The following is a 24,602-nucleotide window of genomic DNA, read 5'->3' on the forward strand; positions in this document are numbered from 1 at the left end:
TAACCATGACCAATTATTATCCGTTAACACATCCGCAGATGCGGATATGGAATATTGAACTTCTATATCCGAAAACGGCCATAAATAATATTACCGCCAAATATAAATTCAAAACACTCCTTTCTCCCGAACTGCTTGAACAAGCATTAAATGCGGTTGTGGAAGCCCACGAAGGAATGCGGCTGAGAATGGTCAGAAGCCAGCTGCAGGTTGAACAATATGTTTCGGAGTATCGCCCCTTTCCATTGCCGCGTTATACATTCGATTCTCTGGATCAGCTGGAGAAATGGGTATCGGAAAAAGCGACTATACCTTTTGAACTGAATGACAGTAACTTATTTGAATTTGCATATCTGTTTGCAGAGGGGACTTCATATTTATATGTCAAGCAGCATCATTTGACGACGGACGCATGGTCGCTGTCCTTATTGTTTAACACGGCAATGAAATATTACGAGGATTTTAATAATGGGCTTTCTGCTGTCCAGGAAAAAGGGCATTCTTACCTCAGTTATTTGGAATCTGAGCATAATTATAAAAGTTCTGCCCGTTTTGAAAAAAACCGCAAATTTTGGATGGAACATTATGCGGAAATCCCAGAGGTCTGCTCAGTAAAGGAACCTTTAAATGAGGAGCGGGGAGTCGCGGCCAAAAACCGGGAATATATCCTTTCGAAAAATGTAACAGAGGAAATCAATGTGTTTTGCGAAGAGAATCAGATCAACGTGTTCCGGTTGCTGACAGGCATCTTGTACATCTATTTGTATAGAGTAACCTCCAATTCCAGAATTACAATTGGAATGCCACTGCACAACAGAACTACCCCCATTGAAAAGCAGACTATGGGAACTTATATCAGCACAGCGCCTTTTGTACTAGATATGCATGAACAAATGGACTTGATGGAGCTTCTTCAAAAGATAACCAGGGAGCAGTCGGAAGTCATCAGAAATCAAAGGTATCCTTTTGAATTACTGATCCAGGACTTGCGCAAAACAAATCCTGATTTAATGGATTATGATCTCTTCCGGGTGATGTTATCTTATCAGAATGCCAAATACGACTCGGAGTGGCTGGACGATACTCAGTGGGTCTTCAATGGTACTGAGCTGTACGATTTGTCCATCCATATAAGCGACCGGGAGAACAGCGGTTTAATGAAATTTGAATTTCACTATTCCTCTAACATCTTCAATGCTGAAGATATCGAAGCACTGATTGCACAATACTTCCTTTTGTTGCAAGGTGCCATTCAAAACCCCCGCAGCAGTATCAGTTCCCTGAGCATGCTGTCTGGCGAGGAAGAACAACGGCTGCTGAATCTTAATACCGGTACAAGTTTTGCATTGCCGGAGGGTATAACTGCTGTACAGGAACTCTTTGAGAAGCAAGTCCTACAACATCCATCACATGTTGCTGTCCGGACCGCCACCCAAACGCTTACCTATTCCGAACTGAACACACAGGGCAACCGAATTGCCAGATCGCTGCGGAATCTGGGGGTCAAAGGGATTGTGGGGCTGATGATCAGCCGTTCGGCTAATATGCCTGCTGCCATTATTGGCATTTTGAAGGCAGGAGCTGCCTATCTGCCGATTGATCCTGAATTCCCTGCGGACCGCATCAGCTACATGCTGGAGGACAGCGGTGCAGCTGTTCTGTTAGCGGAGCGAAAGTTCGCTGATTTCATTGGTTTTTCAGGCGAATTCATCTTTTTGGAAGATCTGCTGGAAGACTGCCCGGATGGCGGAAATGTTCCACTTTCCAATACTATTAATGATTTGGCTTATGTGATCTATACTTCAGGTTCGACGGGAAAACCTAAAGGGGTGATGATTGAACATCAAGCTGTCCTCAATTTTTTTAACGGGATGATCTCCCGGATTTCTTTTAATGATTCCAAGAAAATCCTTGGGCTCACTACAATTTCCTTTGACATTTTTGTGCTGGAGATGCTGCTTCCGTTAACGGTTGGAATGGAGATAGTTATCGCCGGGGAAAAAGAGCAGGTAGATCCGCATTTGCTGAGTGAGCTTATTAGCCGCCATTCGGTCGATATGCTTCAGATAACCCCTTCCCGATTACAATTGATACTTAGTCAATCGGACACCAAACTTTGCCTACAGCATTTGAGTGAAATCATGATAGGTGGGGAAGCTTTGCCGATGCATCTGCTGGAAGCCTTGGGGAAATACACTTCGGCCAAAATCTATAATATGTACGGTCCCACGGAAACTACAGTCTGGTCTACGGTAGAAGAGGTGACAAAAGCCCGCCAAATCACATTAGGTAAACCCATTATCAATACGCAAATTTATATTGTTAATCAGCAGGGCCTTCTTCAACCGCCAGGAGTTGCCGGGGAACTATGCATATCCGGACTTGGGCTGGCGAGAGGTTATATGAACAATCCTGATCTGACATCCTCTTTGTTTGTACCGAATCCCTTTTATAAAGGAGATAAAGGCTCTTCCGCCAGAATGTATCGTACCGGTGATATGGCAAGGTGGAAGAAGGATGGAAGCATCGAATATATTGGCAGAAAGAATAATCAGGTCAAGTTAAGAGGATATCGGATAGAGTTAGAGGAGATTGAGGCTGTGATGCTTGGGATTCCGGGTATCACCGGATGCACCGTGCTAATTCGGCAATTGCCAAATGGTGAGCAGGCGATGATTGCTTACTACAAGGCGGACCAAAAGATAGCGGTACAGCTGATCCGTGAGCGCCTGATTCGTACACTTCCAAGCTACATGATGCCTACTGCATTTATGCAGCTCGATGAGTTTCCGATGACTCCCAACGGGAAAATGGACCGCAAATCGTTCCCAACACCGGATTTCTCCAAACTTTCAGCTCATTTTCCTGAAAACGAATCTCTGAGTGAACACGAAAGAAACATTATTGCAATTTGGAAAAACCTACTCTGTCTGGAACACATCGGATTATACAGCAGTTTCTTTGAACTGGGAGGAAATTCTGTGTTGTTGGTTCAAATGCATGAAATGCTGGACCGGTTATATCCCGGTGTGACATCGGTAGCCGATGTTTTTGCAAATCCGTCTCCATTCAAGCTGGCGCAGTTCATCATTATGCAAAATGAAAAAATAACAAGCCGCATAGAACCGCTGACGCTTCAGGCCGATTACAGAGTTCAAGAAGCGGACAAGGAAGCGGTGAACTTTCAGTGTGATTTATCGGGTTACATTAAAGCGCTTCAAATCACTTCTCTGTCAGAAAATCATCAAATTATAAATATTTTGCTATCTGTTTTTGTCTATAGTCTATCTCTTTTAAGTGAACACAATCAAATGTGCATTCCCATTTTTTCAGAAGGAGAGGATACGCTTTCAGTTCTAAACGCCGACCTGTGCCAGATTTCTAATTTTACGGAGTTGCTTTATTCCATAGATTCTGCCTACCAACAACGTAAGCCCGTACCCATCAAGAAGGATGAAGTTATGACCCGTAATGGCTCCAAGTGTTCAATTAGCGGAGAATTTTATCCCTTATTTATGACTGGAGCAAGAGTGGATTCGTTCCTTATCCGCGGTTTTGATCTTATTTTTCATATCAAAGTCTGTACTGTTTCCGAGCTTAGAGTTGATGTGATTTATAATCCGCAATCGATGTCAAGAGAGACCGTTGAATTGCTGATCGAGCATTATATTTCCGCTCTTGAAGAGATAGAGGCACATAATGTTGTAAGAGATATAGCCTCGACAAATGATCTGCAAACTAATTAAAAGGAGAATGCTGAAGTGAAAAAAACAGCTTTTTTATTCCCGGGCCAGGGGTCTCAATATATCGGAATGGGTAAAGACCTCCTTGCCTATGAGGAAGCGCGCCATGTATTTGAAGAAGCCAGTGATTCGTTAGGCTACGATCTAATGAAAATGTGCCTGCAGGGCGATATTGCCGAGCTTACCAGAACAGAAAATACCCAACCGGCAATATTAACAGTCAGTATCGCAGCATTCCGGACCTATATGCATTTATTTGGCGAGAAGCCTTCGCTGCTCGCTGGTCATAGTCTTGGAGAGATTACCGCATTAACCTGTGCGGATGCCATAGAGCTGGGGGATGCTGTAAGAATAGCCCGTAAAAGGGGGCTTTTTATGCAGGAGGCTTCAAAGGATGTTTCAGGAACTATGGCGGCCATCGGCGGTATTCGCGGCGAAGAGGTCGAAAAGGTGTGCCGGCAGGTATCCGCACCAGACAGAATTGTAGTGGTTTCCAATTACAATGCGGTTAATCAAACCGTCATATCGGGTGTAAAAGAAGCCGTTGAGCAAGTGTGCAGTATGCTGGAAGCGCAGGATGCGCTAGTTCACCGGCTGAAGGTAAGCGGGTCTTTTCACAGTCCGATTATGGCTCCGGCTGCTGCAGCCCTGGAGGAAGAACTGGGCAGGCTGCGCTACAAGCCGCTGAAGTATCCGGTGTTGTCAAATGTGACGGGTTCATTATACGAAGGGCATGAGCAAATTACAGATCTTTTGAAGAAGCAGATGACTCATCCCGTACAGTGGTATGCTTCAATGCAATTCATGGATAGATCCGGAATCCAGAAGGCAATTGAGCTGGGACCCAAAAATGTGCTTCGAAACCTGATGAATTCTTATTCAACGGAAATAGACTCGTATTCTCTGGATACGTTGGCAGATATCAAGGTCCTGCAAGAATACCAGCAGAAGCAGCAACAGGCTGAAGGTCAGGAAAGAAAGACGATCCTGTCCAGATGCCTGGCAGCAGTGGTGTGTATCCCTAACATGAATTGGAACAACGATGAATATCAAAGTGGAGTAGTCGAGCCGTACCAGAGGATAAAGCATCTGGAAGAACGGCTTGAAGCAGAGCAACGGAATCCCGGGCCTGAGGATATCGGGGAGGCATTGGCAATGCTGACTTCGGTCATGGATACGAAGAAGGTGACTCAAGAGGAAAGGGAAGAAAGATTCCACCAGGTTCTAGGCGGGAACTCTGAATATCTTCATTTATTAGAGCAAAGCCTGCTGCACAATTAGGTTACCCGGAAGGAGGTCCATTGTTGAAAAAGCTGTTTGAAATGAAAGAGTCTGTATTGTTTGAACCCAGAGACAGAAAACCTGTCGTGTCTGTCCAAACGGTAAATCGCAACGATATTGCAATTATCGGAGTCAGCGGACGAATGGGCAGTGCGGAGGAGAAAAATATGTTATGGGAGCAGCTTCGAAGCGGACAGGATGCAATTGCAGATTTTCCTGAAGTGCGCAAGAAGAGGCTGGAAGCGTATTTAATAAAAAAGGGTGTTCCACGGGACCGTTTATCCGAAATAGAATTTTTTAACGGAGCTTTTCTTCCTGAGATAGATAATTTTGATTGCCATTTATTTTCTATACCCCCGAAAGAAGCGGAATTAATGGATCCCGCCCAAAGAATCTGGCTTGAGACTGTTTGGGAAACCATTGAGGATGCAGGATATGGCGGAAAGCTCATTAGAGGTACCAAAACCGGAGTTTTCCTTGGTCATAGCGATGATTTTGGAGTCAGTTACAGAGACATTATCCAAACAATGAATCCTTCAGCTGTTGAGCACTCTGGTGTTGGAAATATTAAATCAACTATTGCCGGACGTATTGCATATCTCCTTGATTTGAAGGGGCCGAGTCTTATTGTCGATACCGCATGTTCGTCATCACTGGTGGCGGTCCATCTTGCATGCAACTCACTGCGCAGCAATGAATGTGACATGGCGATTGCCGGGGGCATCAAACTTCAGCTTCTTCCCGTCAGGCCGGATAATCCGTTTCATGTAGGGCTTCAGCTTGTCGGCAACATCGGAGCACATGACGGGAGGGCCCGTACCTTCGATGATCGTTCAGATGGAACAGGCATGGGGGAGGGAACAGCGGCAGTCCTGTTAAAACCGTTGTATCTGGCTGTACAGGACCGGGATCATATCTACGCTGTCATTAAAGGAAGTGCAATGAACCAAGACGGTACCTCTATTGGCATTACTGCCCCGAATTCTGCAGCACAGGAGCAGGTGATACTTGATGCGTGGGCAAAGGCGGGCATAGATCCCGGGACCATTACATATATGGAGGCTCATGGAACAGGGACTCCGCTTGGCGATCCTGTGGAGATTAGCGGAATGGAAAGAGCCTTCCGGAAATTCACGCAACACAAACAATTTTGTGGAGTCGGCTCAGTAAAAACGAATCTGGGTCATCTTGATAATGCTTCCGGGATGGCGGGTTTGCTTAAACTGATAATGTCTCTTCAGCATCAACAGCTGCCGCCGACGATACATTTTGAATCTCCCAATAAAAAAATTAATTTTGTCGATTCACCGGTTTATGTAGTGAATCGCTTGTCACCCTGGCATTCCGGGGCAGGGCTTCGCCGTTGCGGGATTAGCGGTTTTGGATTAAGCGGAACCAACTGCCACTTGGTGCTGGAGGAATCTCACGCAGATCATGTTTCTGCTGATGAAGAGCTATTGGAAAAGAGATATATGTTTGTTTTGTCGGCAAAGAGCAAAAAGGCACTGCACGAACTGGTTCTGCGATATCAGCATTTATTGGACCAGCAGAAAATCCTGCCGAATCTGGGGGATATCTGTTTCACTGCTCTTACCGGAAGAGAGCATTTCGAGCATCGGATCGCCATGGCTGTTTCCTGCCGGGAGGAGCTTATACGCAAGATTGCTTTGCTTGCGGCCAGCTCTATTGAGTCACTGTACGATCAGGGGATTTTTTATGGGTCGCATAAGCTGGTTCCCGAAGCCAAACCTTACAAGGAACCTGGCGATTTGACGGAAGATGAACGAATGGGGATGAACGGCAGAGCCCAGCATATATTGAACGGCTATGGAGAGTGTAAGGATAACGACGGGGTGTTAAGTGCACTGTGTCAATATTACATTGCAGGGGCTGATGTAGACTGGGGAGCACTATTTACCGGAAAAAGGCATCAGAAGGTTAGTTTGCCGACCTATCCCTTTCAGAAAACAAAATGCTGGGTCCAACCTTTGCCGGAGGTATTAACTCCAGAGCAAACTGTGAGACAGGAGATGACAGTATTACATCCTCTGCTGCATACCTTGCTTGCTGACTCAAGTGTGGCCAGAGTCTTTCACACTACATTCGACGTCACCAGTCAATGGGTTCTCCGGGAGCATAAGATCATGGGAAGTTATATCGTTCCGGGAACTACCTATTTGGAGATGGCTAGGGAAGCTTGCAGAAGCTATGATGCTTTTCAACAGGTGCTGGAGATGGAAGATGTGAGATTTATCTCCCCATTGCGTGTGGATAAGGAGGAAACTTCGGACGTCTACACCATCCTGAAAAATTATGGAGACTGTATAGAGTTCAATGTTTCAAGCGCTTTGTCCAATGGGGAATGGGTTATCCATGCAGAAGGAAAGGTGCGCCCTGCAAAGCAACAGATTGCTCCGGAAAAAGTAAACATGGGACACATTGCCGAAATGGAGCAACGGGATGAAGTAGAACAGAAAAAATTCAGTTCAGCTTTCATTGAAGTAGGGGAGCGTTGGAAAAGCATACAGCAGACTTATACGCATGGGGATGAAGCATTGCTTCACATTGTGCTGCCAGAGTCTTTTTCCGATGACTTGAAGGAGTATGTTCTTCACCCGTCTCTTATGGATTGTGCAATGAATGGAGTCAATCCTCATGCTTCGAATGAATATTATCTTCCTTATCAATATAAGAAATTGACCATTTACGGCCCAACACCCAGATCTTTTTACAGCTCTCTCCTGCGAAGCAAGGGTTCCAATAATGATACTGCTACATTCGATGTCAAATTATTCGACGAAAGCGGTACACCCTTTGCTGTTATTCATGGTTATACCGTCAAGAAGGTTAGACAGGCTATGAATGAAAGAACCGCTCCCAGGAACCGGTTTCTATATGAGTTGGGGTGGACAGAGCAAGATTATTCCTTCACCAAGAACCCGTTGTTACAAGGGCCATGGCTTGTTTTGCAGGACGCTAAAGGCGTGGGTAAACCATGGCTCGATTTCTGGAAAAACCAAGGAAAGAAACTCATTATAGTTGAACCGGGCCCGGTGTTTATGGAATTGGCGGGCGATCATTACACTGTAGGGTCCAAAGATGAAGATTATATACGATTGCTGGAGATGGCCTCCTACAAGGAATGCACATCTATTATTCATATGGGGTCATTGGCAGATTCTGAATATTCCAATCATTTGGAGGAGCTTGAAGACAGGCTGGATATGGGCCTTAGAAGCTTGTTCTGTCTGGTCAAAGGGTTGGGTAACGGAAAGTTTGGCCGGAACAAACCCAATCTGATTGTCATTTCAAATAATGTCAATGCAGTTACGAAGCAGGAGCCGTTTCTGAACCCTTACGGGAAAGCGCTATTTGGACTCGCTAAAACCGTTGAAAAAGAATTCCCGGGAATGAACTGCCGTTGCTTGGATCTGGAGCTGGGTGCGGACCCTGCGGTTGTAACAGGTTTGACTGTGGAGCCTGATTTGGGACGCGAAGTGGCTCTGCGCAAAAACCGCTGCTATCAGGAAGTGCTTCGGCCGCTGCAGCTTCAAAAAGAGGCGTCAGTAAGACCTTACCGGCAAAAAGGAGTTTACATTATCACGGGCGGAACGGGCGGCATTGGTCTTGAGATTGCCCAATATTTAGCCCGGTTCGGCAATGCGCATATCTGCTTAATCCATCGTTCGGAGCTTCCCCCGAAAGAACAATGGTTATCCGTATTGGAGACCAGCGGGAATACACGTCTGAAGCTGACCATCGAAAAGCTAATGAAACTGGATTCCGCTGAAGTGGAGTTCAGCTTGCATCAGGCGGATGTAACCGATGTGCATACGCTCGAAAGGGTTCTTGCTGAGATACGCAGCAGATATGGTGAAATTCATGGTGTTTTCCACGGCGCAGGGGTTGCAGGCGACGGGATCCTGATGCGAAAAGACGACAAAACGTTTAATCGTGTTACTTCTCCAAAAATACAAGGAACGTTGAACTTGGATTATTTAACGAGGCAGGATCACTTGGACTTCTTTGTTGTGTTCTCTTCGATCTCCTCATTTGCCATCACTGCAGGACAAGGAGACTATGCCGCTGCAAATGCTTTTCTGGATGCTTATGCAGAATACAGTACAGCAGCGGGAAGACCAATGTTAAGCATAAACTGGGCGCCATGGCTTGAAACAGGAATGGCCCATGACTACCAGGTCGATTTGCAGCACTCGGTTTTTAAAGGGCTATCGAACAAAGATGCTATCGGACAATTGGATCAGGCGATGCAGATGGATCTCAGCAGATTAATCATTGGCGAATTGAATTCAGCAGCGGGTCTTGAATCGGTGTCATTGCCTTCACTTGCGGCAGAAATAGTACAATTCTGGAGACCCGAAACCAGAAAGGCCCGGAATCTGCAAGCAAGCATAGAGCATACGGAACTGTCCAATTCATCTGTTCAAATGACCGGTAAAAATGAGTCTGGGTTCACAGGTACGGAAAGGAAAATCGGAGAAATATGGGCTAACACGCTGGGACTGGCTGCAATAGATATTTACGATAATTTTTATCATCTTGGCGGGGACTCTTTAATAGCGATCCGTTTGTTAAAGTCTCTGGAGAGCGCTTATCCGGGAGTAATGGATATTACGGACATTTTTACATACTCCTCGATAGTTGAGATGGCTGCTTTTATTGACAGAAAAAATGAAGACGCTGGACAAAAGGCGGCGATTCCCGGTTCGATGACGATTCCGGAAATCCTTGACTTGCTGGCTGAAGGAAAAATCACAACCTCGACTGCAGATTTGTTGCTGAGTCAGTACGATGAAGGGCGATAATAATCTTTTTACAAGGGGAAATGTACTGTGTCAACTCTACGGAATTATGTGTTGAAGCAAGTTGCGGAAGGTTCTTTGAACCGCCAGGAGGCTGAGGGGATTCTCACGGAGCTGCGGAGTTTGCCAAAAGCGGAAGAGGACAGTGTGGCAATTATCGGAATGGCCGGAAAATTCCCGAAATCCCCGAATTTAAGTGATTTTTGGAGAAATCTGATGGAAGGAAACAATTGTATCAGTGAATTTCCAGAACAGCGTAAAAAAGACAGCAGTCTTATTTTTGATAATCCGCATTATTTTGAATTCCTGTTTGATGGGGAGCCGCCAGTTGTCACAGAAGACCGGAAGAATCATGCCAGGGCGGGGTATCTGGATGAGGTCGATAAATTTGATGCTGCTTTTTTTGGCATCCCCCCAAGAGAGGCTTTGTACATGGACCCGCTGCAGAGGCTTTTTCTGGAGACGGCATGGGAATCTATAGAGGATGCAGGCTATGGCGGAGCGCAGACGATAGGAAGCAGAACCGGTGTGTTTGTTGGAAGGGATAACACATGCACCGCTCTATATAAATACCTCACTGAAGCCGATCCGATGCATTTAACAGGTACATGGGAGGGGATACTGGCTTCCCGGATTTCCTATATATTTAATTTTAAGGGTCCGGCTATGGTAATAGATACAGCCTGTTCCTCCGGCCTTGTATCTGTCCATCTCGCGTGCCAAGCCATCAGAAACAAGGAATGTGATATGGCCATTGCGGGCGGTATCGCACATAGTTTTGGGGGCTATTTCGCCCATGGCAAGGGTTCAATGGATTTAGGCTCCGTCGAATCAAAAAATTACCAAATCCGTACCTTTGATAAGGATGCCGATGGAACAGTTTGGGGTGAGGGAGTAGGCGTTTTGTTTCTGAAGCCGCTGAAAAAGGCTTTGGAAGATGGGGATAATATCCATGCTCTTATCAGAGGAAGTGCAATTAACAACGATGGATCGTCAAATGGAATAACCGCTCCCAGCGTATCTGCTCAAGAGGACGTCATCCAGCGCGCTTGGAATAAAGCCGGAATCAATCCTGAAACCATTCAGTATGTGGAGGCCCACGGAACAGGAACGGTTCTTGGGGATCCAATAGAAATCAAAGGTTTATCTAACGTTTTTCGCACTTATACGGATAAAAAACAGTTTTGCGGCATCGGCTCGCTCAAAACAAATATGGGCCATATGGTCGGGGCATCGGGAGTCGCTTCACTCCTTAAAGTGGTTTTAGCCCTGAAAAACCGCAAACTTCCGCCCAGCCGTAATTTTGACAACCCCAATCCCTATATTAATTTTGCTGAATCGCCTCTCTATGTAAATGACAGACTCAGGGACTGGAAGAGGAATGAGGCACCCCGACGGGCCGGAGTCAGCTCGTTCGGCTTCAGCGGGACGAATTGTCACGTTATTGTGGAAGAAGCACCGGAAAGAGTTCCGTTACCAGATGGGCCTGTCCATATTCTTGCGCTATCGGCTAAGACAGAGGCCGGGGTGAAAGCATTAGTCCGCAGCTACCTGGATTACTGCAATAATGTTACTGACCTTTCGTTAGAAGACCTGTGTTATACGGCGAATACGGGCCGCGGCCACTATACCCACAGATTGGCTCTGGTGTTTAATCATCGCGAGGAATTGATCGAACGGCTGGAAACTGCGGAGAAGACTGATTTCCGCTGGATTCTTGGCAACGGGATCTTTTACAGTGAGCACAGAACAGTTCCAGATACGAAAGTGGACCGGAAAAGTGGAGAGATTACTGACAATGAAAAGGGGACACACGGAAGGATTGCTACAGATCTGCTCCTGAAGACCAAGGGCGGGGCTCTGACTGAGCAGACTCTAATGGAAGTTTCCAATCTATATGTAAGAGGTGCGGAAGTCAATTGGAATCTCTTCTATGAAGGGGAAGGCAGATTGAAGATCAGTCTCCCTATCTATCCGTTTGAACGTATCCGCTACTGGGCCAATCCTAAGAAGAGCACCATTAAGAACCATTCGGAAGTCTTAGAGTATATCCACCCCCTTGTACAACGTTGTGTGGCCGAGACGAAGGATCAGCAAATATATGAGACGGAGTTTTCAATGCAGGATCATTGGGTTTTGTCAGACCATAAAATTATGGGGCACTATGTGCTGCCGGGAACAACGTATGTCGAGATTGCCAGGGTAGTGGGTTTCAGGTACTTCCGGACCAATCAATTGGAAATCCGCGATCTTTTTTATATGTCGCCGCTTGTAGTTAAAGAGAACGAGAAAAAGTGTATGCAAATCATTGTAACCAAAGAGAAAAATCATCTCAAATGTGTTATGGCCAGCCGGGAAGGCGGAAGCACCCAAAATGAAAGCTGGGTCGTGCATGCGGAAGGATATATCGGGCAATGGAGCGGGGAGCCGCCAGCGGATGTGGATATTCCGGCACTCCTGGCACAGGCTGGGGAGAAGCCTGAAACCATCAACTTTGATTCTGACCCACATGTATTTACCTTTGGCCCCCGTTGGGATAATGTGAAAAATTTATTTTTTACAAAGGGAAATATTCTGATTGAGCTTGGATTGTTGGATACACTCCGGCAGGATGTGAATACTTTTCAGATCCACCCCGGCTTGCTGGATAATGCAGTGAATTCAACGAGCCAAAGTATCGGTGAAGGGACCTATCTGCCGTTGACCTATAAAAGCTTTAAGCTGTACTCGAACCTCCCCAGTTCTTTGTACAGTTTTGTCCGGCAGAAACCGGGAAAGACCGAGAACGGAGAAGTTTTTACATTCGATATCACTCTTTGTGACCAATCCGGCCGTGTGTTGGCGGAGATTTCAAACTATTCCATTAAAAAAGCGAAAGAAATCAATAAACAATTCAATAAATTAATCACAGATAAAGTTGATTTTTACCAAATGTGCTGGAAGCCTGAAAGTCTTGTATCAAACAGTCTGGATAGCGGATGTGTCGTACTGCTTCATCAACCCCAGGATTCTCTGAGTCAGGAAGTTGCAGTAAAACTCGGCAGACAGGGTATAGAGGTCATTTCTGTTATATCCGGCACTTCATATACCAAATATAACGACAATGAGTATAGTGTGGGCTGGTCGCATCAGGATATTGAGTGCTTATTGACAGAGCTGGAGCACCGTCAAGTTACTCATTTTGTGCATATGGTTCATTGCCGCAGCAAACTTGAAGAGATTATAGATGCAGCTTCTTTTGACCATCGTCAGCAGCAAAGTGTGATGTGGTTATTTTATACGGTGAAAACCCTGCTGCAGCAAAAGAGAAGCAGCGATGTCCGGATTGTACTGGTTGCCGACAGCATCAATCAGGTGAATGGCAAGGAGCCTGTACTTAATCCGTACAGCAAATCAATGTTTGGTCTGGGCAAGGCTATTATTCAGGAATACGGAAATATCAATTGTCGTGCACTTGACATCGATGATAGCGTTACAGCTGAGATTGTAGTGGATGAACTGGCCTCAGTTTCAACCGCTTATGAGGCAGCCTATAGAAACGGCATGCGCTATGTGGAGGAATTAGCTGCGCTGCAGCTCCCGGATGAACCGGAAGCGCTACAGCAGTTGAAGAATGAAGGCTGTTATGTAATCACAGGAGGAACCGGAGGGCTGGGGCTGGAGATTGCCGATTATTTGGCTGACAAAGGGAACATAAATATCGCGCTGGTCAGCCGCAGCTCCTTCCCCGGCCGTGATCATTGGAACAGTATTATCGAACAGCCTGGAGCTGATAAGAAGCAGGCACATATTATTCGGATGATACGCCAGATTGAGCGCAAGGGCGCAGTAATAACACTGGTTCAATCGGATGTAACAGATTATTCCGGTATATCTGCATCGTTGGAAGCATTGCGGAACAGATTTGGGGCAATCCATGGTCTAATCCATTGCGCCGGTGTGGCGGGCGACGGTTTTATTCTCAGAAAAGAAGAATATGTGTTCAGAGGAGTTCTGGACCCGAAGGTTAAAGGGGCATGGAATCTGGAACAGCTGACCCGCAATGACACTTTGCAATTCTTCCTTCTCTTCTCTTCCGTTACAAGTTTGACGGGCGGAGCAGGGCAAGGCGACTATACGGCGGCCAATGCTTTTCTGGATGCATTCGCCGAACGCATGCGCAAGAAAGGGATAAATGCAAAGGCCATCAACTGGCCTGCATGGAAAGAGGTGGGAATGGCTGCTGATTATGAGGTGAAGGAAGAATACTTGAATTTCAGGTTCATTGAGAGAGAGCAGGCATTTCAAGTAATGGATTTGATTATCAATGCCCCGGTTGCAAGAATAACACCGGCACTAATCAATTTTCCTGTACTCATCCGTAATCAAGCTGCTCTGCCGTTTGCCTTATCTGCGGCTTTAGAGGATCACATGAACACGCTCAAACGAAGTGGTACCGTCTGGGCAGCGGACAACTCCGTGAGTCCCATTTTTGCCAAGGTTGATCTTATTGGAAAAAGCAATGCAGACTACAGCGAGACTGAACACATCATCGGAACCATTTTTGGACAAGTGCTTGGCCTCGAAGAAGTTGATGTGTATGAAAGCTTTAACTCGATGGGAGGCGACTCCATCCTGGCGACGCATTTATTAAAAGCAATCGACAATGTGATGCCAAATATCTTGGATATTTCGGATATCTTTACCTATTCGTCTGTCATTCAGATGTCTGATTATATTAACCGCAAAACTTCTGGCAATCAGGCTGCCCGTTCGAATTCCGAACTGCAAAACAATAGGTCAGAGCAGGAACTTTCCAATTTACTTGATGATATGGAAACCGGAAAGCTTAGTGTTGAAGATGCTTTGAAGTCTTTACTTAATTAAAGGGGTGTAAATCGTGGGCGAAAAAAAGCTGGCAGAGTATATCTTGAAACAAGTCCAGGGGCGGAATCTGGATAAAGATACAGCCATTCAATTCTTAAAGGAACTGCAGTCCAAAGACCGGGAGCAGGATGTTGCGATCATTGGAATGAACTGCCGCCTCCCTGATGCAGAAGACTTGGAATCATTTTGGGCTAATCTGGAAGACGGCTTATCAAGCATCGGAGATTTTCCGGAAATGCGGAAGGCAAAGATTGCCCAGTATATAAATCAGCAGTATGGCCAGCACTCACCTGACTTTTTGAAGGGAGGTTTCTTGTCAGATATTGATTTATTTGATCCTCAGTTCTTCCGTATTTCTCCAGCAGAAGCAGCCCACATGGATCCGATGCAGCGCCTGTTTTTAGAAACGGTATACCATTCCATCGAGGATGCCGGATATGCGGGTCAGAACCGGCTGCCCGAAAATACCGGCGTTTACGTAGGTACGGATCATACCCATAAATTTAAAGGAGCTTATCTTAATCTGATTCCGGACCCGGACTTTTCAGATATGATTGGCTCGTGGACCGGTCTGCTGGCAAGCCGGATTTCTTATTTCTTGAATCTTAAAGGTCCGAGCATAGTTTTGGACACCGCATGCTCTTCCGGATTGGTATCGATCCATACGGCTTGCCGTGCTTTGCAGAATAAAGAATGCGCGATGGCAATAGCAGGAGGAATCAATCTGTACCTGGCTCCCCTTAATTCCGGTCTTGAGGAGATTGAGGCGGAAGCAGGAAGCCAGATCGTCCGGACATTCGATAAGGATGCAAATGGAATGCTCTGGGGCGAAGGGGTGGCAGCGATTGTTCTGAAGCCGCTGAATCAAGCGGTGGCTGACGGGGATCATGTTTATGCAGTTATTAAGGGCAGTGCCGTCAATAACAGCGGTGCAACCAACGGGATCAGTGCCCCCAATGCGGACGCACAAGAGTCTGTGATTGTAAGAGCGTGGGAGAATGCGGGAATCGATCCCCAAACCATAACTTACATTGAGACATTTGGAACAGGAACGTTAGTTGGCGATTCAATAGAAGTGAAGGGGATAACCCAAGCCTTTAGAAGATATACGGATGCCGAGAAGTTCTGCGCAATTGGTTCCGTTAAACCCAATATTGGACATACTGTAGCTGCTTCCGGTCTATGCTCTGTAATAAAGGTTGCACTGTCGCTCGAAAACAAACTGCTTCCTCCTACCATTCACTATAATGAAGCGAATCCTCTAATTCCATTTGAAAATTCGCCTGTTTATGTAAATGCCCAGAGGATGCCTTGGGTTACAACGGGAGAACCCAGGAGGGCCGGAGTGAGCGCCTTCGGCTTCAGCGGAACCAACGGGCACCTTGTGCTGGAAGAAGCTCCGCATTGTGTACCTGTACAGTCCGATGACTTCAAAATTCTGGTGCTTGCTGCTAAGAAACAAAGCTCGATGGAGGAATTGGTATCCCGTTATATAAGAGCTGTAGAAGATAAGCGGTTTCCATCTTTGGAGGAGCTCTGTTTTACAGCCAATACCGGCCGCACTCACTTTGTAGAACATCGAATGGCCTTTGTTTTTAAGAATGCCGAGGAACTTCTCATCCAACTCCGAAAAGCTAGCTATGAGCGGCCAAATAGCCATATGAGCACCCGGGAGGGGGCGGAAGAAGCCAAGCGGATTATCGATAGGATCACATCCAACGGTCCGGGAACTGAAGAACAACTCAAACAGCTTGGAATGCTTTACTTAAATGGAGTTGATATCAGCTGGACAGCATTTTATTCAGGAAGAAACTATAACAGGGTGTCACTTCCAGTATACCCGTATGATCGCCAGAGCTATTGGGTAGACGGGACGGCTGAATTACAAGCGGCAACCACCATGGCGGTTAATCCAAAGGACCGTAATGCCCTTAATGCAAGCTCTGTGATACACCTTCAAGGCCGAATAAATGAAAAGTATACGGACACGGAGATCGAAATTGTCCAGGTTTGGGGCAACGTTCTTGGGTATTCAGTATTGGATGTGAATGCGAATTTTTTTGACTTGGGTGGAAGCTCTCTGCAAGCCATGAAAATTGTTAATTACATCAATACCCGGAAAAGGATGTCTTTAACGGTCCCGGATTTATTGTCACATCCTAGCATTACGGAATTTTGCGTTCATCTGGAAGCTGCTCAACATGCGCCTGCAACGGAATCAGCGCTGTCTTTAATACGCTGCATAGAACCGCGCGATGCTTATGAGCTGTCTTCCTCCCAAAAGAGAATATACGTCCAGCAGAAGCTTGCCGAAAACAGTCTGATGTACAATTTGCCCGTCATGTCCAGAGTGTACGGGAATTTGGATATCCGGCGTCTTGAGGAAGCTGCCCGTTTATTAATCGGCAGGCACGAGTCTTTCCGCACTCATTTCGATGTCCGGGGCAACGGGGATATTATTCAAAAAATCAGTAACGATACCGAGCCTGAACTTGCTTATTTCGAAGCGGATGAGAAGGACTTGCCTCTACTCACGCAACAGTTTGTCCGTCCGTTCGATCTTCACACGGATAATCTCTTGAGAGTGGGTGTGGTGAAGTACGGGGAACAAAAGTTTATTCTAATGCTGGATACGCACCATATCATTTCCGACGGTATTTCAATTGAAACCATGATCCGTGAACTCATAAGCTTATATGCAAACAGAGAGCTTCCTGAACTTCCTTGTCAATTTAAAGACTTTGTGGAATGGCAGCATGAAACGGCAATAACGGAGGCCAAAATGGGTACGGAACAGTATTGGAGGGATACCTTAGCAGGGGAACTTCCGGTGCTCCAGCTGCCTCTGGATGATCCCAGACCCTCCATTCAACGCTTTGACGGTGACCGCCTCACCTTTGAGTTGGATGAAAAGACTACGGCAAAGCTGCTGGAGTTAGCCAAAGAGGAACAAACAACCTCCTTTACGGTGTTCCTTACACTTTTTAACGTCCTGTTGTCACGTTATTCGGGGCAGGAAGATGTTATAGTCGGTATTCCGTACAGCGGCAGGAATTTGCCGGGAGTAGACAATGTGATAGGGATGTTCGTCAATACCGTTCCGGTGAGAAGTTATCCCAAAGGCGGCAAGAGCTTTGTTGAATTCCTCGCGGAAGTTAAACAGGCTACGTTACAATCATATGACAATCAGAATTATCCTTTAGAAGATATAATTGAACTCCTGTCTGTTCAGCGGGACCCAAGCCGTAATCCTCTATTTGATGTGATGTTTGTACAGCAGGAGCGGATAAACCAGTCATTTGACATAGAGGGCGTATCCTTTACTCCATATGAACTGGACAATACAACATCCAAATTTGACTTAACGCTGCAGGCGACGCCGGATAGAGGACGCATCAAGTTTGAATTGGAGTACTGCACCAGCCTCTTCCGGAAAGAGACCATTCAACGAATGATCAACCATTTCATTCGAATGGGACAAGCCGTTGCAGCTGATAGGGAAATCAAGCTGTCCGAAATTCCGCTGCTCTCAGAGGAAGAGAGCTCTCTGCTCCTGAAATGGTTCAATAATACCGGCATAAGCTATACCCTGGACAAACCCCTGCATCGCCTATTTGAAGAGCAGGCACATCTCCGGGAAGGACAACGGGCAATCACAAGCGGCAATGGACAGTGGACGTATGGCGAAATCAACCGCCGGGCCAACCGTCTGGCCCGAACCTTGCGCGGAAAAGGGGTTAAGCCGGGAACCATTGTAGGCATCGGCGTGGAACGGTCAATGGAAATGATGGTAGGTCTGCTGGCCGCTCTAAAAGCCGGCGGGGCATATCTGCCTATTGACCCGGGTTATCCTGCTGAACGAATCCGTTATTTACTGGAGGACAGCCAAGCTTCGCTGGTGATGACCCAGAGCCGGTTCACGGCGCTTCTGGAGGAGGCTTCCAGTGTCCAGCTGCTGGATCTGGAAGATGAAGGCTCGTATGCTTCCGAAGACACCAATCTGGAAGGCGGGGCGGCGGCCGATGACTTGGCATATGTCATTTACACTTCGGGTTCTACCGGGAATCCCAAAGGAGTTATGATTGAACACCGTTCCGCAATGAACCGCCTGCAGTGGATGCAAAGGCAGTATCCGCTCGAAGCCGGGGACGTTATACTGCAAAAAACGCCGTTCACCTTTGACGTATCCGTCTGGGAGCTGTTTTGCTGGTTTTATGCCGGGGCGGAGCTGCATATGCTGACGCCTGGGGGGGAGAAGGACCCGGGCGCCCTAATTGAGGCGATCGAGCAACGGAAGGTAACCACGCTGCACTTTGTGCCGTCCATGCTGAGTGCATTCCTGGAATATGCAGAACAGTTTGGCGCATCGGCACGGCTCGCCAGCGTAAAGAATGTCTTCGCCAGCGGAGAGGCGCTGAACGCGGCCCAGGTGAAGAACTTCCGCCGGCTGCTGGGTGGAGGCGGAAGCAAACTGCATAATTTGTACGGCCCGACAGAAACAACGGTGGACGTCACCTATTATGACTGCAACGAAGGAGAAGTAAGAGCAGCGGTGCCGATCGGCAAGCCCATTGATAATACACGAATCTATATTGTGAACAAGGAGCGGCGAATACAGCCATTGGGAGTGGCAGGAGAACTGTGTATCGCAGGGGCGGGAGTTGCCAGAGGCTACTTGAACAAACCGGAGCTCACGGCGGAGAAATTTGTCGCTGATCCGTACCATCCCGGGGAACGGATGTATATGACGGGAGACTTGGCCCGCTGGCTTCCTGACGGCAATATCGAATATTTGGGAAGAATGGATCACCAGGTCAAAATAAGGGGATACCGCATCGAACTGGGGGAAATTGAAGCCCAATTGCTGAAGATGGACGGTGTGCGGGAGGCAGTTGTTCTGGCTCGCGAGGAATTGGGCGGAACTCTATTGTGTGCCTATATTGTGGCCGATCATGAGGTGGACTTGCAGAAGCTGCGTGCAGAATTAGCCCGCAACCTGCCGGCGTATATGATTCCGGGCCATCTGAATCTAATCGATTCGCTTCCCATCACCTCCAATGGAAAGCTTGACCGGAAGGCACTGCTGATCCCTGAGATGGGCTTAACAGATAGCCGTGAAGTTACTGTTCCTGCCACACAGGAAGAAGAGCTGCTGTCGCTGATATGGAAAGAAGTTCTTCAAGGTGATACACCGGGAACCACTGACCACTTCTTTGAATTGGGGGGCGATTCCATTAAGGCTATCCGTGTACTGTCCCGTCTGAAAGCAGCTGGTTATAGTCTAGAGTTGTCTCAATTTTTTCAAAATCCCACCATCCGGGAACTGGCTCTGGTGCTGCATGCGGATGAGGTTGACGGAAAGACGGCTGAACAATCTGTATGTGGCCCAATCAATGGGACGGAACAACTAAAAACAGCGGAAATCATTCAGAAGATAGGGGCCGGGCCACAAGGGGTAGTTTATCCTGTAACCCCGTTGCAGCGAGGCATCTGGTTCGATTGTGAGCTTCATCCAAATAGCCAGGCCTATATTCAGCAGATCACGTTTGAAATGGTTGACATTACGGATATCGGTGTGTTCCAGCAGGCATTTCAAGAATTAATACGGCAACATGATGTATTCCGGACGGTATTTGTATTAGGTGAGGATAATGATCTGCTTCAGGCCGTCCTCGAAACAGCTGACCTAGAGGTGGAAATTGAACCGGGAGTCCTGACACCTGCAGAATTTGAATTAGCCTTGAATGTGGTCCGGGATAGACACCGCTCAGAGGGCTTTAATTTAAGAACGGGACCCTTGATGCGATGCAGCGCGTTACATTGCGGAGAGAACCGGTATACGATTGTGTGGAGCTTTCACCATATCCTCATGGATGGATGGTGTATGCATTTAATCATTAATGCTTTGGTCAAGAACATGGTTTTACTGCGTCAACAGCTGCCTTTAGAGACAGGCAAGGTCCAATACAGCTCTTATGTGGAATGGCTTAACCGTCAGGATCAGACGAAGGCATTGGGCTTTTGGACGAAATATTTAGAGGGTGTAGAAGAGCTGACCGAACTGCCATACCAAACCATGCGGCCTATTGAAGATGAGTATATATTTGACGAAAGAACCTACACATTGGGTACGGAACTTACAAAAAAACTGGCCGGTCTTGCCCAAAAATATAAGGTAACCTTAAACTCAGTGCTCCAAACCGCATGGGGGATCATGCTGCAAAAATTCAACAACCGCAGAGATGTAGTGTTTGGCAATGTGGTTTCAGGGCGTGATGCCGATGTCCTTGACATTGAACAAATGGTAGGATTGACCATCAATACAGTGCCGGTTCGTATTCATGCGAAAGAGCAGGACTCCTTTGCGGCGCTTTTAAGACGGGTACAGCAGGAAGCCTTGGATTCCGTCCCCTATCGTTCTTGTCCTTTATACGATATCCAGTCTTCCAGTCTGCTGAACAAGGATTTGATTCAGCATCTGTTCGTATTTCAGAATATTCCGAATAAAGCACCAACTGATACAGAGAGCCCCGATATCTTTATTCGAGATGTAAAAGTGTACGAACAGACAAACGGCTATGAATTTTGTGTGGCTGTTTTCCCGGATGATAATGTGAAAATACGATTTGGATTTAACAGTGCTATTTTCCCTGCCGAGAAGGTTGAGGATATTTATAGCTATTTCAGAAATATTTTGACCGGCATTGCCGGGAGCCCCGATCAATTGATTGACGACCTTGAGTTGGCGGGTTCGGAAGAGCGGAATAGGCTGATAACAGCCTTCAACCCTTTACCGGTACCTTATGCACAACATAAACCCCTGCATCGCCTATTTGAAGAGCAGGCACATCTCCGGGAAGGACAACGGGCAATCACAAGCGGCAATGGACAGTGGACGTATGGCGAAATCAACCGCCGGGCCAACCGTCTGGCCCGAACCTTGCGCGGAAAAGGGGTTAAGCCGGGAACCATTGTAGGCATCGGCGTGGAACGGTCAATGGAAATGATGGTAGGTCTGCTGGCCGCTCTAAAAGCCGGCGGGGCATATCTGCCTATTGACCCGGGTTATCCTGCTGAACGAATCCGTTATTTACTGGAGGACAGCCAAGCTTCGCTGGTGATGACCCAGAGCCGGTTCACGGCGCTTCTGGAGGAGGCTTCCAGTGTCCAGCTGCTGGATCTGGAAGATGAAGGCTCGTATGCTTCCGAAGACACCAATCTGGAAGGCGGGGCGGCGGCCGATGACTTGGCATATGTCATTTACACTTCGGGTTCTACCGGGAATCCCAAAGGAGTTATGATTGAACACCATTCCGTAATGAACCGCCTGCAGTGGATGCAAAGGCAGTATCCGCTCGAAGCCGGGGACGTTATACTGCAAAAAACGCCGTTCACCTTTGACGTATCCGTCTGGGAGCTCTTCTGGTGGTATCTTGCGGGAGTGGAGCTGCATATGCTGACGCCTGGGGGGGAGAAGGACCCGGGCGCCCTAATTGAGGCGATCGAGCAACGGAAGGTAACCACGCTGCACTTTGTGCCGTCCATGCTGAGTGCATTCCTGGAATATGCAGAACAGTTTGGCGCATCGGCACGGCTTGCCAGCGTAAAGAATGTCTTCGCCAGCGGAGAGGCGCTGAACGCGGCCCAGGTGAAGAACTTCCGCCGGCTGCTGGGTGGAGGCGGGAGCAAACTGCATAATTTGTACGGTCCGACAGAAGCGACGGTGGACGTCACCTATTATGACTGCAGCGAAGGAGAAGTAAGAGCAGCGGTGCCGATCGGCAAGCCCATTGATAATACTCGAATCTATATTGTGAACAAGGAGCGGCGAATACAGCCATTGGGAGTGGCAGGAGAACTGTGTATCGCAGGGGCGGGAGTTGCCAGAGGCTACTTGAACAAACCGGAGCTCACGGCGGAGAAATTTGTCGCTGATCCGTACCATCCCGGGGAACGGATGTATATGACGGGAGACTTGGCCCGCTGGCTTCCTGACGGCAATATTGAATATTTGGGAAGAATGGATCACCAGGTCAAAATAAGGGGATACCGCATCGAACTGGGGGAAATTGAAGCCCAATTGCTGAAGATGGACGGTGTCCGGGAGGCAGTTGTTCTGGCTCGTGCAGACAGTATGGGAAGCAGCATGCTTGAAGCTTTTATTGTGTCTGACAATAAAGTAACCATACCAAGCTGTAAAGAACACCTTGCCCATCAACTCCCGCCGTATATGGTGCCTTCCAAAATCATGTTCATTGACCGGATTCCAGTAACTCCGAACGGCAAGCTAAACCGCCAGGAGCTTCTGACCCTGCATGCGGCTGGTTCATCCGGGGACCGTTATGCTTCACCGCAGAACGTGACGGAGACAATTCTGGCTGAGTTATGGAAGAAGGTGCTTCGTGTTGACCAAATAGGCATTCACGATGATTTCTTTGAGCTGGGAGGGACATCGCTGCATTTAATTTCGCTGGAAGCTGAAATGAATAGACATGACATTAACGCTACACTGGCAGATGTCAGTAAGTACAAGACCATTAAGAAGTTGGCTGATTACATAATCAGCCGTACCCTGGACGGATCATTTAATCCGGCAGATAGTAAAATCAGCAAGGATCAGCAAATTTCTTTTAGTATGCTCGAGCAGGATGATAATGTAAGCCATATGAATTGGTCGCCTGATCCTTTAAATAATATTATTCAACCAGCTGTCATGGATGAGTACAAAAAAGTATTGCGGATTGTAGTTCAGACCAAAATGAGCTGTTATCTGCATAATGCTTATTTTCTCTGTGTGCTGCTGTCTTATGAAGAGTTAATCCCCTGGTACTATGAAAACTATGTGCAGCTGTATTATGCGCCAAGCAAACGTGTAAGAATTAAAGAAATGGAGGAGATTTGGCTTGACGTCTATGCAGGCTGGGAGATACCTAGAAAATGGCTGGAGTGCAGAAAAATAAACCGGTGCGAGCTGGAGCATTCATCCATTATCGGAGCAGTGGAGTCCTTCATCGATTCTGACAATTACTTTCATACCTATATCGATGAGTATTATACCGTTCGCCAAGGCAAGGAACACTTTATCCATGATATTTTTGTTTATGGATATGACCGGGAGGAACAACAACTTTACACGATTGGTTATGATGAAAACCGTCAATTCCGTTCCTATAAAATCAGCTATACCTTATTTGAAGAGGCTTTTAAAAGCGGGATTGAACTCTCAAAGTCCATGGATCAATTGGGAGGAGAATCATATGGGCTTGTATACAGCTGTAAACTGGAAATCATCCAGCAGAATCACATGTTTTCCATGGAGAATTTCTTAACTCAGCTTTATGACTATCTTCATTCGGTCAATAAAAGTGCTGAGCTTCTCCCGGAGGAACACAATATGTATCAATTTAAAGACAATATTTATGGGATAGAGGTATATCAGCCCATTATCCGTTATGTGAGGCAATCACAAGCCAATCAAACGAAACTGGATTACCGTCCATTCCATCTTTTGTACGAGCATAAAATGGGACTGGTTGAAAGACTGCAATTTATTCAGGAACAGGGGCTTGTTCCTGAAGATATACTGGCACCGTTAGTGACTAAGATGGAGGAGATCGCTAGTCGTTTCAATACTGTAAGGTTATCCGCTTTACGTTATATGTTCACCAATGACCAGTACTTAATTTCTGAGCTTCTAGAGTCACTTGAAGTTTTGAGTTCACAAGAGCATGAAGTTCTGATGGGGATTTATCAATTGTTACACCCGCAAGTATATTCCAGCCCCATTTGAAATAAACTAAGGGACATCCAGAGAAATGTCTGAATTACGAACAATAACAAAATATTTACGTTCATTGTTCGTATTTACCATTGACAACTCATGTGAAGT

At 46.8% G+C, this 24,602-nt stretch carries 5 protein-coding genes; all 5 read left to right on the forward strand.

The genetic code is table 11. From position 1 onward, the window contains the following. The first annotated feature begins 5 nt into the window (after positions 1-5). Genes PGRAT_RS03470 through PGRAT_RS03495 form a run of 5 tightly spaced genes read left to right on the forward strand, consistent with a single transcriptional unit; the run spans position 6 to position 24,503 of the window. Positions 6-3,746, forward strand: a complete 3,741-nt coding sequence (locus PGRAT_RS03470) for a non-ribosomal peptide synthetase (RefSeq protein ID WP_025708386.1) — start codon at positions 6-8, stop codon at positions 3,744-3,746. A 15-nt stretch (positions 3,747-3,761) separates the two neighbouring features. Next, complete coding sequence (gene fabD / locus PGRAT_RS03475; RefSeq protein ID WP_025708387.1) at positions 3,762-5,024, forward strand: ACP S-malonyltransferase; 1,263 nt, start codon at positions 3,762-3,764, stop codon at positions 5,022-5,024. A 23-nt stretch (positions 5,025-5,047) separates the two neighbouring features. Continuing rightward, entirely contained in the window at positions 5,048-9,850 is a 4,803-nt protein-coding gene (locus PGRAT_RS03480; RefSeq protein ID WP_025708388.1) for a type I polyketide synthase, read from the forward strand. Between the two features lie 27 nt (positions 9,851-9,877). Then, on the forward strand, positions 9,878-14,713 hold the full coding sequence (locus PGRAT_RS03485; RefSeq protein ID WP_025708389.1) for a type I polyketide synthase: 4,836 nt from the start codon (positions 9,878-9,880) through the stop codon (positions 14,711-14,713). 13 nt (positions 14,714-14,726) lie between these two features. Continuing rightward, positions 14,727-24,503 carry a non-ribosomal peptide synthetase gene (locus tag PGRAT_RS03495; protein ID WP_052415685.1) on the forward strand — a complete coding sequence of 3,259 codons (9,777 nt, stop codon included), beginning with the start codon at positions 14,727-14,729 and terminating at the stop codon, positions 24,501-24,503. The last annotated feature ends 99 nt before the right edge of the window (positions 24,504-24,602 follow it).

Origin of the sequence: Paenibacillus graminis (assembly GCF_000758705.1) — a bacterium.
Lineage (GTDB): Bacteria > Bacillota > Bacilli > Paenibacillales > Paenibacillaceae > Paenibacillus_AQ > Paenibacillus_AQ graminis.